This window comes from Enterobacter cloacae complex sp. P6RS, from assembly GCF_014982245.1.
Taxonomy (GTDB): Bacteria; Pseudomonadota; Gammaproteobacteria; order Enterobacterales; family Enterobacteriaceae; genus Enterobacter; species Enterobacter bugandensis.
This window is the reverse complement of sequence record NZ_JADCLB010000015.1, coordinates 175,417-190,777: the sequence shown is the minus strand read 5'-3', so window position 1 is coordinate 190,777 and position 15,361 is coordinate 175,417. Positions and strand designations below refer to the sequence as shown.

Genomic DNA, 15,361 nt, shown 5'->3' with positions numbered 1-15,361 from the left:
TCACGCTGTGCGCTCATTATAAAAGCAGTAGTCTTAATGGGGGTAATCTCATATGGAACAGCTGCGTGCCGAACTTAGCCATCTGCTGGGTGAGAAGTTAAGCCGGGTCGAATGCGTGAGTGAAAAGGTCGATACCGCGCTCTGGTCGTTGTATGACGGCCAGGGCAACCCGATGCCGCTGATGGCACAAAGCTTCTCGTCACCGGGCGTGGCCAGGCAGCTTGCCTGGAAAATGTCGATGCTGGCACGGGAGGGAACCGTCCGTATGCCGACCGTGTACGGCGTGATGACCCACGAGGAACATCCCGGCCCGGACGTACTGCTGATTGAGCGTTTACGCGGTGTGCCGGTTGAAGCGCCCGCGCGTACGCCGGAACGCTGGGAACAGCTGAAAGATCAGATTGTTGAGGCGCTGCTGGCCTGGCACCGACAGGATAGCCGCGGGCTTGTTGGTCCGGTTGACAGCACCCAGGAAAACCTGTGGCCGCTGTGGTATCGCCAGCGGGTGGAAGTGCTGTGGGGGACGCTTAACCAGTTCAACAATACCGGTTTGACCATGCAGGACAAACGTATTCTGTTTCGCACCCGCGAGTGCTTACCGGCGCTGTTCGACGGCTTTAACGACAACTGCGTGCTGATCCACGGCAATTTTACTCTGCGCAGTATGCTCAAAGACTCCCGCAGCGATCAGCTCCTGGCGATGCTAGGGCCGGGGATCATGCTCTGGGCACCGCGGGAATATGAGCTGTTCAGGCTCAGCGACAGCGGGGCGGCGGAAGGTTTACTGTGGCACTACCTTCAACGCGCGCCCGTTGCAGAGGCGTTTCTCTGGCGTCGCTGGCTTTATCTGCTCTGGGACGAAGTGGCGCAGCTGGTCAACACCGGACGTTTCAATCGCGCCAACTTCGATCTGGCGGCTAAATCACTCTTGCCCTGGCTCGCCTGACGAGCCTTTCAGCCACTGCCAGAGGCGTCCGAGCGTCTCGTAGCCAACGCGATCGCTATGCATCAACCACATCGGAGAGGGGATCACCCGTTCCCATGGGTTGAGCGGCGCGCTGATGGCCATCTGGTTTGCCGGTGCGGGAAGCGGGTGCAAACCTTGCTTCTCGAAGAAAATCATCGCTCTTGGCAGGTGCGAGGCGGAGGTCACCAGTAAGAACGGAACATCGCCAATCGCCTGCTTCACCGCGGCAGCCTCTTCCTCGGTATCCTTTGGGCTGTCCAGCGTGATGATAGAGGAACGCGGTACGCCGAGCGATTCCGCGATTCTGGCCCCCGCTTCAGCTGTACTCACCGGGTTGGTTTTGGCCGCTGCGCCGGTGAAGATCATTTTTGATCCCGGATTCGCCAGCCACAGGCGAATACCTTCGTTTAGCCGCGGCAGGCTGTTGTTGATCAGGTTCGAACTGGGGGCCCAGTCAGGGTCCCAGGTATACCCGCCGCCCAGCACAACGATGTAATCAACTTTCTGGTTTCCCTGCCACGTAGGGTACCTGTTTTCGATGGGGCGCAGCAGTCCATCCGCCACTGGCTGCAGGCTCAGCAGCAGCAGGACCAGCCAGCCGAACGTAATAAGCGTTTTGCCACTCTTCTGAAAGCGACTAAACCACACCAGCGCCAGCCCCAGCGCGATGATAATAAGCAGCAGCGGAAGGGGAAGCATCATCCCTCCAACGTATTTCTTAAGGGTAAAAAGCATCCTTTTTGGTTCCTTTTTTGACCATACAGCAGATGATTACCGGTGATATTACACCAGAGAGGTTCATTCTCCGCGCGGGTGTGACAAAATAGCGGTTTTGCAGTTAGCGAGTGGAACTCTCCCAATGCGGGATCGCAATTTTGATGACATCGCGGAAAAGTTTTCGCGCAACATTTATGGCACCACGAAAGGGCAGCTCCGTCAGACGATCCTCTGGCAGGATCTGGACACTATTCTGGCGACGTTCGGTGGTCAAACGTTGCGCGTGCTGGACGCCGGTGGTGGTGAAGGGCAGACGGCGATAAAAATGGCTGAACGCGGTCATCACGTCACGCTTTGCGATCTTTCTGCTGAAATGGTCGCCCGCGCGACGCGTGCCGCAGAAGAGAAAGGTGTGAGCGACAACATGCATTTTATACAATGCGCCGCTCAGGACATCGCGCAGCATTTGGAAACCCAGGTTGATCTGATATTGTTTCATGCGGTGCTGGAGTGGGTTGCCGATCCGCAAAGCGTGTTACAAACCCTGTGGTCAATGTTACGTCCGGGCGGTACGCTGTCGCTGATGTTCTACAATGCTAACGGCTTCCTGATGCACAACATGGTGGCAGGGAACTTCGACTATGTTCAGGTCGGGATGCCGAAAAAGAAAAAACGCACGCTTTCCCCGGACTATCCGCGCGATCCGCAGCAGGTTTACGGCTGGCTGGAAGAGATTGGCTGGCAGATCGTCGGGAAGACGGGCGTCAGGGTGTTTCATGATTATCTGCGTGAAAAACACAAACAGCGTGACTGTTTTGACACCTTAACAGAATTAGAAACGCGGTATTGCCGCCAGGAGCCGTTCGTCAGCCTTGGCCGCTATATTCACGTCACCGCGCACAAGCCGCAGATGCAAGGATAACCTATGAGTGAATTTTCCCAGACAGTCCCCGAACTGGTTGCCTGGGCCAGGAAAAACGATTTCTCCATCTCGCTGCCGGTAGACAGACTCTCTTTCCTGCTGGCGGTTGCCACGCTGAACGGCGAACGGTTGGATGGTGAAATGAGCGAGGGTGAACTGGTGGATGCGTTCCGCCACGTCAGTGATGCGTTTGAGCAAACCAGCGAAACCATTAGCGTGCGTGCCAATAACGCAATCAACGATATGGTGCGTCAACGTCTGCTGAACCGCTTTACCAGCGAGCAGGCGGAAGGAAACGCCATCTATCGCCTGACGCCGCTGGGCATCGGCATCACCGATTACTACATTCGCCAGCGCGAATTTTCCACGCTGCGTCTCTCCATGCAGCTGTCGATCGTGGCGGGTGAGCTTAAACGTGCCGCCGACGCGGCCGATGAAAACGGTGACGAATTCCACTGGCACCGCAACGTTTACGCGCCGCTGAAATACTCGGTGGCCGAGATTTTCGACAGTATCGATCTCACTCAACGTCTGATGGATGAGCAGCAGCAGCAGGTGAAAGACGATATCGCGCAGCTGCTGAACAAAGACTGGCGTGCGGCCATTTCCAGCTGTGAACTTTTATTGTCAGAAACCTCCGGTACGCTGCGTGAGCTGCAGGATACGCTGGAGGCCGCAGGGGACAAGCTGCAGGCCAACCTGCTGCGCATCCAGGATGCGACCCTGGCGCACGACGATCTGCATTTTATCGACCGTCTGGTGTTTGATCTGCAGAGCAAACTTGACCGCATTATCAGCTGGGGCCAGCAGTCGATCGATCTGTGGATCGGCTATGACCGCCACGTGCATAAATTTATCCGTACCGCGATTGATATGGATAAAAACCGCGTCTTTGCTCAGCGTCTTCGTCAGTCGGTACAGACCTACTTTGATGCACCGTGGGCGCTGACCTATGCCAATGCCGATCGTCTGTTGGATATGCGCGACGAAGAGATGGCGCTGCGCGATGAAGAGGTCACCGGTGAACTGCCGCCGGATCTGGAGTACGAAGAATTCAACGAAATTCGTGAGCAACTTGCGGCGATGATCGAAGAACAGCTCGCCGTCTACAAAACCAGACAAGCGCCGCTGGATCTTGGGCTCGTGGTGCGCGACTATCTGGCGCAATATCCGCGCGCGCGCCACTTCGACGTTGCCCGCATTGTGGTAGACCAGGCGGTGCGCCTGGGTATCGCGCAAGCAGACTTCACCGGACTGCCGCCGAAGTGGCAGCCAATTAACGATTACGGAGCCAAGGTACAGGCGCATGTCATTGACAAATATTGAACAAGTGATGCCAGTTAAGCTGGCACAGGCGCTGGCGAATCCGTTATTTCCGGCGCTGGACAGCCAGCTGCGTGCCGGTCGTCACATTGGCCTGGACGAGCTGGATAATCACGCCTTTTTGATGGACTTCCAGGAGTACCTGGAAGAGTTTTACGCCCGCTATAACGTGGAGCTTATCCGCGCGCCGGAAGGCTTTTTCTATCTGCGCCCGCGTTCCACGACCCTGATCCCGCGCTCCGTGCTCTCCGAGCTGGACATGATGGTTGGCAAAATTCTTTGCTATCTCTACCTCAGCCCGGAACGCCTGGCAAATGAAGGCATCTTCACCCAGCAGGAGCTGTACGATGAACTGCTGACGCTGGCGGATGAGAGCAAACTGCTTAAGCTGGTGAATAACCGTTCGACGGGGTCGGATCTTGACCGTCAGAAATTACAGGAAAAGGTTCGCTCTTCCCTGAACCGTCTGCGCCGTCTGGGGATGGTCTGGTTTATGGGCCACGACAGCAGCAAATTCCGCATCACGGAATCGGTCTTCCGCTTCGGCGCCGACGTTCGTGCGGGCGATGATGCGCGTGAAGCGCAGCTTCGCATGATCCGCGACGGTGAAGCGATGCCGGTGGAAAACCATTTGCAGCTCAATGATGAGCATGAAGAGAATCTGCCGGATAGCGGGGAGGAAGAGTAATGATTGAACGCGGTAAATTTCGCTCACTGACGCTGATTAACTGGAACGGCTTCTTTGCCCGAACCTTCGATCTGGATGAGCTGGTCACGACTCTCTCCGGTGGTAACGGGGCAGGTAAATCCACCACCATGGCGGCGTTTGTAACGGCGCTGATCCCCGACCTGACGCTGCTTCACTTCCGTAACACCACCGAAGCGGGCGCGACAAGCGGCTCCCGCGATAAAGGCCTGCACGGTAAGCTGAAAGCGGGCGTCTGTTATTCCGTGCTGGACGTCATCAACTCTCGTCACCAGCGCGTGGTGGTGGGCGTACGTCTGCAACAGGTTGCCGGCCGCGACCGTAAAGTGGATATCAAACCGTTCGCCATTCAGGGGCTGCCAACCTCCGTACAGCCGACCGCGCTGCTGACGGAAACGCTGAATGAACGCCAGGCGCGCGTCCTGACGCTGCAGGAGCTGAAGGACAAGCTTGAAGCCATCGAAGGGGTGCAGTTTAAGCAGTTCAACTCCATTACCGACTACCACTCCCTGATGTTCGATCTGGGCGTGGTAGCGCGCCGTCTGCGCACCGCTTCAGACCGTAGTAAATACTACCGTCTGATCGAAGCGTCCCTGTACGGCGGTATCTCCAGCGCCATTACCCGTTCCCTGCGTGACTATCTGCTGCCGGAAAACAGCGGCGTGCGTAAGGCCTTCCAGGACATGGAGGCGGCACTGCGTGAAAACCGCATGACGCTGGAAGCGATTCGCGTTACCCAGTCTGACCGCGACCTGTTTAAACACCTGATCAGTGAAGCGACCAACTACGTGGCGGCGGACTACATGCGCCACGCCAACGAGCGCCGCGTCCATCTCGCTCAGGCATTAGAATATCGCCGCGAGCTGTTTACCTCCCGTAAACAGCTGGTGGCCGAGCAGTACAAGCACGTCGAAATGGCGCGCGAGCTGGGTGAGCACAACGGTGCCGAAGGCGATCTGGAAGCCGACTACCAGGCCGCCAGCGATCACCTGAACCTGGTGCAGACCGCGCTGCGTCAGCAGGAAAAGATCGAACGCTACGAAGCGGACCTGGATGAGTTGCAAATTCGTCTCGAAGAGCAGAATGAAGTGGTGGCCGAAGCCGCCGAGATGCAGGAAGAGAACGAAGCCCGCGCCGAAGCCGCCGAGCTGGAAGTGGACGAGCTGAAAAGCCAGCTTGCGGACTACCAGCAGGCGCTGGACGTGCAGCAGACGCGTGCGATTCAGTACAACCAGGCGCTGCAGGCGCTACAGCGTGCGAAAGAGCTGTGTCATCTGCCGGATCTGACGCCGGACAGTGCCGACGAGTGGCTGGACACCTTCCAGGCCAAAGAGCAGGAAGCCACCGAGAAACTGCTCTCGCTTGAACAGAAAATGAGCGTCGCGCAAACGGCGCACAGCCAGTTTGAACAGGCTTATCAGCTGGTAGTTGCGATTAACGGCCCGCTGGCGCGTAGCGAAGCCTGGGACGTTGCCCGTGAATTGCTGCGCGACGGCGTCAACCAGCGCCATCTGGCCGAGCAGGTGCAGCCGCTGCGTATGCGCCTGAACGAGCTGGAACAGCGTCTGCGCGAGCAGCAGGAAGCCGAGCGTCTGCTGGCCGAGTTCTGCAAGCGTCAGGGTAAACATTACGATTTCGACGAGCTTGAGGCCCTGCATCAGGAGCTGGAAGCGCGTATTGCGGCCCTGTCCGATACCGTATCAAATGCCAGCGAACAGCGTATGACGCTGCGTCAGGAGCTGGAGCAGCTTCAGTCCCGTTCGAAGGCGCTCCTGCAGCGTGCGCCGGTCTGGCTGGCAGCGCAAAGCAGCCTGAACCAGCTCAGCGAACAGTGCGGCGAGAAGTTCGAATCCAGCCAGCAGGTGACCGAATACCTGCAACAGCTGCTGGAGCGCGAGCGCGAAGCCATTGTTGAACGTGACGAAGTGGGTGCCCGCAAGCGTGACGTCGATGAAGAAATCGAGCGCTTAAGCCAGCCGGGCGGGTCAGAAGATCCGCGTCTGAACACGTTAGCCGAGCGTTTTGGCGGCGTACTGCTGTCTGAGATTTACGATGACGTTGGCCTGGACGATGCGCCGTACTTCTCCGCGCTGTACGGTCCGTCCCGCAACGCAATTGTGGTGCCGGATCTGTCGCTGATTTCTGAGCAGCTCGCAGGGCTGGAAGATTGCCCGGAAGATCTCTACCTGATCGAAGGGGATCCGCAGTCGTTCGATGACAGCGTTTTCAGCGTTGACGAGCTGGAAAAAGCGGTGGTGGTGAAAATCGCCGATCGCCAGTGGCGTTACTCCCGCTTCCCGGAGCTGCCGCTGTTTGGCCGCGCCGCGCGCGAAAGCCGCATCGAAAGCCTGCACGCCGAGCGTGAAACGCTGTCTGAACGCTTTGCCACTCTGTCGTTTGACGTACAGAAAACCCAGCGTCTGCACCAGGCGTTCAGCCGCTTTATCGGCAGCCATCTGGGCGTGGCGTTTGAAGCCGACCCGGAAGCGGAAATCCGCAAGCTCAACACCCGCCGTGGCGAGCTGGAGCGCGCGATTGCCAGTCATGAAAGTGACAACCAGCAGAGCCGCGTCCAGTTCGAACAGGCGAAAGAGGGCGTCGCTGCCCTTAACCGCATTCTGCCGCGCCTGAACCTGCTGGCTGATGACACGCTGGCCGACCGCGTGGATGAGATCCAGGAACGTCTGGATGAAGCCCAGGAAGCCGCGCGCTTCGTGCAGCAGCACGGCAACCAGCTGGCGAAGCTGGAGCCCGTCGTGTCTGTACTGCAGAGCGACCCGGAACAGTTCGAGCAGTTAAAAGAAGATTATGCCTGGTCGCAGCAGGTGCAGCGCGAAGCGCGTCAGCAGGCGTTTGCCCTGACGGAAGTGGTGCAGCGTCGTGCGCACTTCGGCTACTCCGATTCGGCTGAAATGCTGAGCGGTAACAGCGACCTGAATGAAAAACTGCGCCAGCGCCTTGAGCAGGCGGAAGCGGAACGTACCCGCGCTCGCGAAGCGATGCGCAGCCACTCCGCTCAGCTGAACCAGTACAACCAGGTGCTGGCCTCGCTGAAAAGCTCCTTCGACACCAAGAAAGAGCTGTTAAACGACCTGCAGAAAGAGCTGCAGGACATTGGCGTTCGTGCCGACAGCGGGGCGGAAGAGCGCGCGCGCATTCGTCGTGATGAGCTGCATAGCCAGCTCAGCAATAACCGCGCGCGTCGTAATCAGCTGGAAAAAGCGCTCACCTTCTGCGAAGCGGAAATGGATAACCTGACCCGCCGCCTGCGCAAGCTGGAGCGCGACTATCATGAAATGCGCGAGCAGGTCGTGACGGCGAAAGCGGGCTGGTGCGCTGTGATGCGGATGGTGAAAGACAACAACGTTGAACGTCGCCTGCACCGTCGCGAGCTGGCATACCTTTCTGCCGATGAGCTGCGTTCGATGTCGGATAAGGCGCTGGGTGCGCTGCGTCTGGCGGTGGCGGATAACGAACACCTGCGCGATGTGCTGCGCATGTCAGAGGATCCGAAACGTCCTGAACGTAAAATTCAGTTCTTCGTTGCGGTTTATCAGCACCTGCGCGAGCGTATTCGTCAGGACATTATCCGTACCGACGATCCGGTCGAAGCCATCGAACAGATGGAAATTGAGCTGGGCCGCCTGACGGAAGAGCTGACCTCCCGCGAGCAGAAGCTGGCGATCAGCTCCCGCAGCGTGGCGAATATCATTCGCAAAACCATTCAGCGCGAGCAGAACCGTATCCGCCAGCTGAACCAGGGGCTGCAGAGCGTCTCGTTTGGTCAGGTCAACAGCGTGCGTCTTAACGTCAACGTGCGTGAAGCCCACGCGACGCTGCTGGAAGTGCTCTCTGAGCAGCACGAGCAGCATCAGGATCTGTTCAACAGCAACCGTCTGACCTTCTCCGAAGCGCTGGCGAAGCTGTATCAGCGCCTGAATCCGCAGATTGATATGGGCCAGCGTACGCCGCAAACCATCGGTGAAGAGCTGCTGGACTATCGTAACTACCTGGAAATGGAAGTTGAGGTAAACCGTGGTTCAGACGGCTGGCTGCGTGCGGAATCCGGAGCGCTGTCGACCGGTGAAGCGATTGGTACCGGGATGTCGATTCTGGTGATGGTGGTGCAGAGCTGGGAAGATGAAGCGCGCCGCCTGCGCGGGAAAGACATCTCCCCATGCCGACTGCTGTTCCTCGATGAAGCGGCGCGTCTTGATGCCCGCTCGATTGCCACGCTGTTTGAGCTTTGCGAACGTCTCGATATGCAGCTCATCATTGCGGCACCGGAAAACATCAGCCCTGAAAAAGGCACCACCTATAAGCTGGTGCGTAAAGTGTTCCAGAACAGCGAACACGTGCACGTTGTCGGGCTGCGTGGCTTTGCGCCGCAGCCGCCGGAATCATTGCCGGAAACCACGGCGGACGCTTCCTGAGGCGTTTTGTTACAAAGAGCGGCGCAGAAGCGCCGCTTTTTTTATTCTCTTAACTTGTGTTCAGGGCTGCGTTATCTTTAAACTTCTTTACATAAGGTAAGGCAACAGAGTTGTCGTCTACCTATAATAAAAGAAAGCCCCACCGTGATGGGCATGTCGTGAAAACAGGGGGCAAGGGATGTTGCTAAAGAAAGAATGTGGTCGTCAGCTGTCAGCGCTGAGTTTATGTCTGGCAGTGATGTTTGCTCCACTGTTAACCGCCCAGGCCGACGAGCCTGAAATTGTGCCGACTGACAGCACCGCAACGACAGGCGCGCAGCCGACGTCATTGTCTCAGCCGCTGGAACAGTCTACGGCTACGGCCATCATGGCCGGGATTAAGCCGCTGCCGGAAGGCATCGACGTTGAATCGCTCAGCCAGCAGCTCCAGACAGGCCTGCCTGCAGGCTACACGCCTGCCTATATCAATCAGCTCACGCTGCTTTATGCTGCCCGCGATATGAAACCCATGTGGGAAAATCGTGATGCCGTGCGCGCCTTCCAGCAACAGCTGGCGGAAGTGGCGATTGCGGGATTCCAGCCGCAGTTTACGAAGTGGGTTGAGCTGTTAACCGATCCTGCCGTCACCGGTCAGGCGCGGGACGTGGTCCTTTCCGATGCCATGATGGGTTACCTGCAGTTTGTGGCGGGTATTCCGGTCAATGGCAACCGCTGGCTGTACAGCGATAGGCCCTATAAGCTGGCGACGCCAGCCCTGTCGGTGATTAACCAGTGGCAATTAGCGCTGGATAACGGCGATCTGCCGCGCTTCATTGCCAGCCTCGCGCCGGCGCATCCACAGTATGCCACGATGCACCAGTCGCTCCTCGCGCTGGTGGGGGACTCGCGTCCATGGCCGCAAATGCGGGGGACCGCAACGCTGCGTCCGGGTCAGTGGAGCAGCGATGTGCCAGCCCTGCGCGAGATCCTTAAACGCTCCGGTATTCTTGATGGCGGGCCGAACATTGCCCTGCCGGGCGACGATCCGCAAAGCGCGGTGGTCAGCCCGTCAGCGCCCATAAAAGAGAACAAGGCCACTACCCTGAGCAATAAGCCCGAGGCTTACGATCGCGAGCTGGTCGCCGCGGTTAAACAGTTCCAGGCCGCTCAAGGGCTGGGAGCCGATGGCGTCATTGGACCTTCAACGCGTGACTGGCTTAACGTATCGCCTGCGCAGCGGGCCGGGGTGCTGGCGCTTAATATTCAGCGTTTGCGTTTGCTGCCGGGCACGCTGTCTACCGGCATTATGGTCAATATCCCTGCCTATTCACTGGTTTATTATCAGGATGGTAGCGAGAAGCTGGCCTCGCGCGTGATTGTCGGGCGTCCGGATCGCAAAACGCCGATGATGAGCAGCGCGTTAAATAACGTGGTGGTTAACCCGCCGTGGAATGTGCCGCCGACGCTGGCGCGTAAGGACATTCTGCCTAAGGTCTGGAACGATCCGGGTTATCTGGAACGTCACGGCTATACGGTCATGCGTGGCTGGAACAGTAAAGAGGCGATCGATCCTTATATGGTCGACTGGTCGACGATCACGGCCTCCAACCTGCCGTTCCGCTTCCAGCAGGCTCCCGGAGCGCATAACTCGCTGGGGCGCTACAAATTCAACATGCCAAGTTCAGATGCTATCTATCTGCACGATACGCCGAACCACAATCTGTTCCAGAAAGATACCCGGGCACTGAGTTCAGGCTGCGTGCGCGTGAATAAAGCCTCGGAGCTGGCCAACATGCTGCTGCAGGATGCGGGCTGGAACGATACGCGTATTTCTGACGCCCTGAAGCAGGGTGATACGCGCTACGTGAATATTCGCCACAACATTCCGGTTAATCTTTATTATCTGACAGCGTTTGTGGGTGAAGACGGTCGCACGCAGTACCGTACAGATATTTACAATTATGATCTCACCGCGCGATCCGGCGCACAAATTTTGCCAAAAGCGGAACAATTAATCAGGTAAATGAAGTAGTTCGGGAAAAATGATTGTCGTAAGTTATGGTGAATCGGGGCCAATATCGCTGTAAGCCGCGTATTCACTGGGGTTAGGCGCCTTGACGTACCCTGTTTTGCCAGTTAAGGTGCCCTTCGTGCGCTAAGCATATTACGATTTCCTTGACCTGTAGACCTGATTATCATGGACAAATTTGACGCTAATCGCCGCAAGCTGCTGGCGTTAGGTGGTGTTGCGCTTGGCGCAGCGGCCATCTTACCGACGCCAGCATTTGCCACCCTCTCGACACCTCGTCCGCGCGTTTTAACGCTCAGCAATCTTCACACCGGTGAGTCGCTAAAAGCGGAGTTTTTCGATGGCAGAGGCTATATTCAGGATGAATTAGCAAGACTCAACCATTTTTTCCGTGATTTCCGCGCGAATAAAGTAAAAGCCATCGACCCAGGACTGTTTGATCAGCTTTTCCGCCTTCAGGGCCTGCTGGGCACCAGCAAGCCGGTGCAGCTTATTTCTGGTTATCGCTCAATTGATACCAACAATGAACTGCGCGCCCATAGCCGTGGGGTAGCGAAAAAAAGCTACCACACGAAGGGACAGGCAATGGATTTCCACATTGAAGGCGTTTCGTTAGCCAATATTCGCAAAGCCGCGTTATCTATGCGCGCGGGTGGTGTAGGATATTACCCACGTAGCAACTTTGTGCATATTGATACCGGGCCGGTTCGGCACTGGTAATAACGAAACACAGGAGCAGTATGAACTATCGTATTATTCCGGTTACCGCGTTCTCCCAGAACTGTTCATTAATCTGGTGCGAGCAAACCAAACTGGCCGCGCTTGTCGATCCCGGCGGTGACGCTGAGAAAATCAAGCAGGACGTTGCCGACAGCGGCGTGACGCTGATGCAGATTTTACTGACGCATGGTCACCTCGACCACGTAGGCGCAGCGGCTGAACTGGCTAAACACTACGGTGTGCCGATTATTGGCCCGGAAAAAGAAGATGAGTTCTGGCTGCAGGGGTTACCCGCCCAAAGCCGCATGTTTGGCCTTGATGAGTGTCTGCCATTGACGCCCGATCGCTGGCTGAACGAAGGAGAGCGCGTTAACGTAGGGAATGTGACTTTACAGGTGTTGCATTGTCCTGGGCATACGCCAGGCCATATCGTCTTCTTTGACGACCAGTCCCGTCTGCTGATTTCCGGCGATGTGATTTTCAAAGGTGGTGTAGGACGCAGCGATTTTCCGCGCGGCGATCACGGGCAGCTGATTCAGTCGATTAAACAGAAGTTATTGCCGCTGGGTGATGACGTTACGTTTATCCCTGGACACGGTCCGATATCGACGCTGGGCTATGAACGGCTCCATAACCCGTTCCTTCAGGATGAAATGCCTGTCTGGTAACCAGCATAAAAAAAGCCTGCTTAACGCAGGCTTTTTTGTGAGCGCAAATTACAGGACGGCGACAATCGCTTCGCACAGTGGCGCCATGTTGTCAGGGGTCATGCCTGCAACGTTTACGCGGCCAGAGGCTACGGCGTATACGCCAAACTCTTCACGCAGACGCAGAACCTGCTCTTTGGTCAGGCCGCTGAACGAGAACATACCGTTCTGTTTGATGATGAAGCTGAAGTCGCGGTCAGCGCCTTTCTCAGCCAGGGTGTTCACAAACAGCAGGCGCATGCGCTGGATACGCTGACGCATATCGTTCAGCTCTTGTTCCCAAATCGCGCGCAGCGCATCGTTGCTCAGAATGGTCGCAACAACAGACGCACCGTGTGCCGGCGGGTTAGAGTAGTTTGCGCGGATAACGGATTTCATCTGGCTAAACGCGCGATCGACGGTCTCATCGTTAGCCGCAACCAGCGTACAGGCGCCTACACGTTCATTGTACAGACCAAAGTTCTTGGAGTAGGAGCTTGCAACGATCAGTTCCTGATGCACGGCTGCGAACGCGCGCAGGCCTTCGGCATCTTCTTCCAGACCGCGGGCGAAGCCCTGGTAAGCAAAGTCAAACAGCGGCAGCCAGCCTTTTTCTACGGACAGCTTCGCCAGGTGTTCCCACTGCTCAAGCGTTGGATCGATACCGGTTGGGTTGTGGCAGCAGCCGTGGAACAGCACCACGTCACCCGCCTGCGCTTCGCTCAGGCTTGCCAGCAGGCCGTCAAAGTCCAGAGAGTGATTGGCCGCGTCGTAGTAAGCATATTCACGCACTTCCAGGCCCGCAGAGTTAAAGACGCTCTTGTGGTTCGGCCAGCTTGGATTGCTCACCCATACACGCTTCACAGAGGTGTTTTTCGCAAGGAAATCCGCCGCCACGCGCAGCGCGCCGGTACCGCCAGGGGTCTGTGCCGTGCGGGCACGTTTGTCACTCACAATTGCGCTGCCTTTACCAAACAGCAGCTCCTGGGTGCAGCGACCAAATTCAGGAATACCATCAATACCGAGGTAGTTTTTGGTGGTTTCATTTTCCAGCAGATACTGCTCAGCTTTCTTAACGCTGGTCAGTACCGGAGTTTTGCCGGTTTCATCTTTATATACACCAATACCCAGGTTGATTTTGCCAGGGCGGTCGTCGGCACGAAACAGATCGGCCAGGCCCAGAATAGGGTCGGCAGGAGCGGCGGTAATGTTCTCAAACATGACGAAGTTCCATTGTGATTACAGAAGTGAAATCCGCTATCAGGTTAACGGTAGATTTACAAAATGCCAACCGTTTGCGACGAAAAGCGTGCGGCTTTTCAAAAGTCGCCATTATTTTCTGTCAGGCATAAAAAAACAGGGCCGAAGCCCTGTTCTTTATGCATATAACAAAGAGGTGTTCTGATTAGAACTGGTAGGTTACACCCACAGCAGCCATATCGTCGTTGCCGTTCAGACCGCCAACAGCTTTCGCGTAGTCGGTGTCTTTATCCAGCAGGTTGATGTAGTAGTCAGCCCACACGTTGAAGTTTTTGTTGAAGTAGTAAGTGGTACCAACCTGGATGAATTTAGCCAGGTCTGCATCGCCACCGCTGAAGCCGCCGACGGCAGCCAGGTCTTTACCTTTGGTCTGCACGTAGGAGATTGCTGGACGCAGGCCGAAGTCGAACTGGTACTGAGCAACCACTTCGAAGTTCTGAGTTTTGTTAGCAAAACCTGCATCACCGCTAGAACCGGTACGGGTGGTGTTACGGGTTTCTGCATAGGTAGTTGCCAGGTAGAGGTTGTTAGCGTCGTATTTCAGACCCACGCCCCATGCTTCAGCTTTATCACCCTGGCCATCAGCTTTCTGGTTCAGAGTACGGTTAGCGTTGCTGTAAGATGCGATTGCACCGAAGCCTTCACCGAAGTCGTAACCCAGGGAGTAACCTACGCCGTCACCGTTAGAGGTTTTAACGTCAGCACGGTCATTTTTACCCTGGTACTGTACGCCCAGGCTCAGACCGTCAACCAGACCGAAGAAATCGCTGTTACGGTAGGTCAGCAGGCCGGTGCTGCGGCTGGTCATAAAGTTATCAACGTAGTTACCGCCCCAGGTCATACCGGAGAAGGACGGCGCCATATCGGTGTATGACTCAACGTCGTATACGATACCGTAGTTACGACCGTAGTCGATGCTGCCAGCGTCGCCCGCTTTCAGACCAGCAAAGGCCAGACGGTTTTTGTTAGCCTGAGCGGTGTTCTCAGCCTGGTTAGCCATGAAGCGGTATTCCCACTGGCCGTAACCGGTCAGCTGGTCGTTGATCTGAGTTTCGCCTTTGAAACCGATCTGCGCGTAGGTAGCGTCGTTATTGTTAGTGTCATCGCCGGAGGTCACGAAATCGTGCTCGGCGTTAACTTTACCGTAGAAGTCCAGTTTGTTGCCGTTCTTGTTATAGATTTCTGCAGCGTTAGCTGCACCGGCTACCAGCAGGGCAGGGATTACCACTGCCAGAATATTGCGCTTCATCATTATTTATTACCCTCATTGGTTTTTTTATGACACTCGCCACTGCCGTCAATAAATTCTGTCAATAAATATTTCCGGAACTATTGATGAGAGTTTGGTGTCTTTATGTATCTGACAGGCATCTTTCCATTCACCGAAGCGTTTCGCTAGCCTGAAAGTGCTACAATTCTCAAGATTGAGTTACAGAAAGAAAATATGTGTAACTAAATGTGTATTTTTGGGAACTTTGTGAACCATCTCAAATTTCAGAACCCCCTGGCGAATTAAGCATCGGTTTGTTTCCTATATATATGAATTCCTTATGATTAATTTGGATAAAGGCAATTCCTATAAACGAATGTTAAACGACTCGTTTTTTCTTATGACCCAA

Annotated in this window: 11 protein-coding genes; 8 read left to right on the top strand and 3 right to left on the bottom strand. The window is 56.0% G+C overall.

The genetic code is table 11. The features are described from left to right. The first annotated feature begins 52 nt into the window (after window positions 1–52). A complete protein-coding gene (locus tag INF73_RS09545; protein WP_193066713.1) occupies window positions 53–946 on the top strand; it encodes a YcbJ family phosphotransferase in 894 nt (297 codons plus the stop codon). Here INF73_RS09545 and elyC read toward each other — a convergent pair. After that, window positions 923–1,702, bottom strand: a complete 780-nt coding sequence (gene elyC / locus INF73_RS09540) for an envelope biogenesis factor ElyC (RefSeq protein ID WP_028012575.1) — start codon at window positions 1,700–1,702, stop codon at window positions 923–925. The genes INF73_RS09545 and elyC overlap by 24 nt on opposite strands. Before the next feature lie 124 nt (window positions 1,703–1,826). On the opposite strand from elyC, the gene cmoM reads away from it, so the two are divergent. The 7 genes from cmoM to INF73_RS09505 all read left to right on the top strand — a co-directional run bounded on the left by cmoM (window position 1,827) and on the right by INF73_RS09505 (window position 12,464). Further along, on the top strand, window positions 1,827–2,606 hold the full coding sequence (cmoM, locus tag INF73_RS09535) for a tRNA uridine 5-oxyacetic acid(34) methyltransferase CmoM (protein WP_028012576.1): 780 nt from the start codon (window positions 1,827–1,829) through the stop codon (window positions 2,604–2,606). 3 nt (window positions 2,607–2,609) lie between these two features. Then, on the top strand, window positions 2,610–3,932 hold the full coding sequence (gene mukF, locus INF73_RS09530) for a chromosome partition protein MukF (RefSeq protein WP_041910621.1): 1,323 nt from the start codon (window positions 2,610–2,612) through the stop codon (window positions 3,930–3,932). Then, entirely contained in the window at window positions 3,913–4,617 is a 705-nt protein-coding gene (gene mukE, locus INF73_RS09525; RefSeq protein WP_008499954.1) for a chromosome partition protein MukE, read from the top strand. The genes mukF and mukE overlap by 20 nt, the downstream gene beginning before the upstream one ends. Beyond that, window positions 4,617–9,068: a chromosome partition protein MukB gene (mukB, locus tag INF73_RS09520; RefSeq protein WP_193540387.1), complete on the top strand. Its 4,452-nt coding sequence runs from the start codon at window positions 4,617–4,619 to the stop codon at window positions 9,066–9,068. The genes mukE and mukB overlap by 1 nt, the downstream gene beginning before the upstream one ends. Window positions 9,069–9,246: 178 nt before the next feature. Continuing rightward, on the top strand, window positions 9,247–11,070 hold the full coding sequence (ldtD, locus tag INF73_RS09515) for a L,D-transpeptidase (protein ID WP_192985903.1): 1,824 nt from the start codon (window positions 9,247–9,249) through the stop codon (window positions 11,068–11,070). A gap of 174 nt (window positions 11,071–11,244) precedes the next feature. Then, the gene (locus tag INF73_RS09510) at window positions 11,245–11,796 is read left to right on the top strand and encodes a YcbK family protein (protein WP_028012580.1); all 552 of its coding nucleotides are present in this window, start codon (window positions 11,245–11,247) and stop codon (window positions 11,794–11,796) included. 20 nt (window positions 11,797–11,816) lie between these two features. Next, entirely contained in the window at window positions 11,817–12,464 is a 648-nt protein-coding gene (locus INF73_RS09505) for an MBL fold metallo-hydrolase (RefSeq protein WP_049136519.1), read from the top strand. Window positions 12,465–12,512: 48 nt separating this feature from the next. Here INF73_RS09505 and aspC read toward each other — a convergent pair whose 3' ends face one another. Continuing rightward, on the bottom strand, window positions 12,513–13,703 hold the full coding sequence (aspC, locus tag INF73_RS09500; RefSeq protein ID WP_008499949.1) for an aspartate transaminase: 1,191 nt from the start codon (window positions 13,701–13,703) through the stop codon (window positions 12,513–12,515). Window positions 13,704–13,887: 184 nt separating this feature from the next. Then, the gene (locus INF73_RS09495; protein ID WP_028012583.1) at window positions 13,888–14,994 is read right to left on the bottom strand and encodes a porin; all 1,107 of its coding nucleotides are present in this window, start codon (window positions 14,992–14,994) and stop codon (window positions 13,888–13,890) included. Window positions 14,995–15,361 lie beyond the last annotated feature (367 nt).

Bases quoted from the DNA above. Each gene is read 5' to 3' on its own strand.
- INF73_RS09545 (WP_193066713.1), top strand. From the start codon at position 53: ATGGAACAGCTGCGTGCCGAACTTAGCCATCTGCTGGGTGAGAAGTTA.
- INF73_RS09505 (WP_049136519.1), top strand. From the start codon at position 11,817: ATGAACTATCGTATTATTCCGGTTACCGCGTTCTCCCAGAACTGTTCA.
- elyC (WP_028012575.1), bottom strand. From the start codon at position 1,702: ATGCTTTTTACCCTTAAGAAATACGTTGGAGGGATGATGCTTCCCCTT.
- mukF (WP_041910621.1), top strand. From the start codon at position 2,610: ATGAGTGAATTTTCCCAGACAGTCCCCGAACTGGTTGCCTGGGCCAGG.
- INF73_RS09495 (WP_028012583.1), bottom strand. From the start codon at position 14,994: ATGATGAAGCGCAATATTCTGGCAGTGGTAATCCCTGCCCTGCTGGTA.
- mukE (WP_008499954.1), top strand. From the start codon at position 3,913: ATGTCATTGACAAATATTGAACAAGTGATGCCAGTTAAGCTGGCACAG.
- INF73_RS09510 (WP_028012580.1), top strand. From the start codon at position 11,245: ATGGACAAATTTGACGCTAATCGCCGCAAGCTGCTGGCGTTAGGTGGT.
- cmoM (WP_028012576.1), top strand. From the start codon at position 1,827: ATGCGGGATCGCAATTTTGATGACATCGCGGAAAAGTTTTCGCGCAAC.
- ldtD (WP_192985903.1), top strand. From the start codon at position 9,247: ATGTTGCTAAAGAAAGAATGTGGTCGTCAGCTGTCAGCGCTGAGTTTA.
- mukB (WP_193540387.1), top strand. From the start codon at position 4,617: ATGATTGAACGCGGTAAATTTCGCTCACTGACGCTGATTAACTGGAAC.
- aspC (WP_008499949.1), bottom strand. From the start codon at position 13,703: ATGTTTGAGAACATTACCGCCGCTCCTGCCGACCCTATTCTGGGCCTG.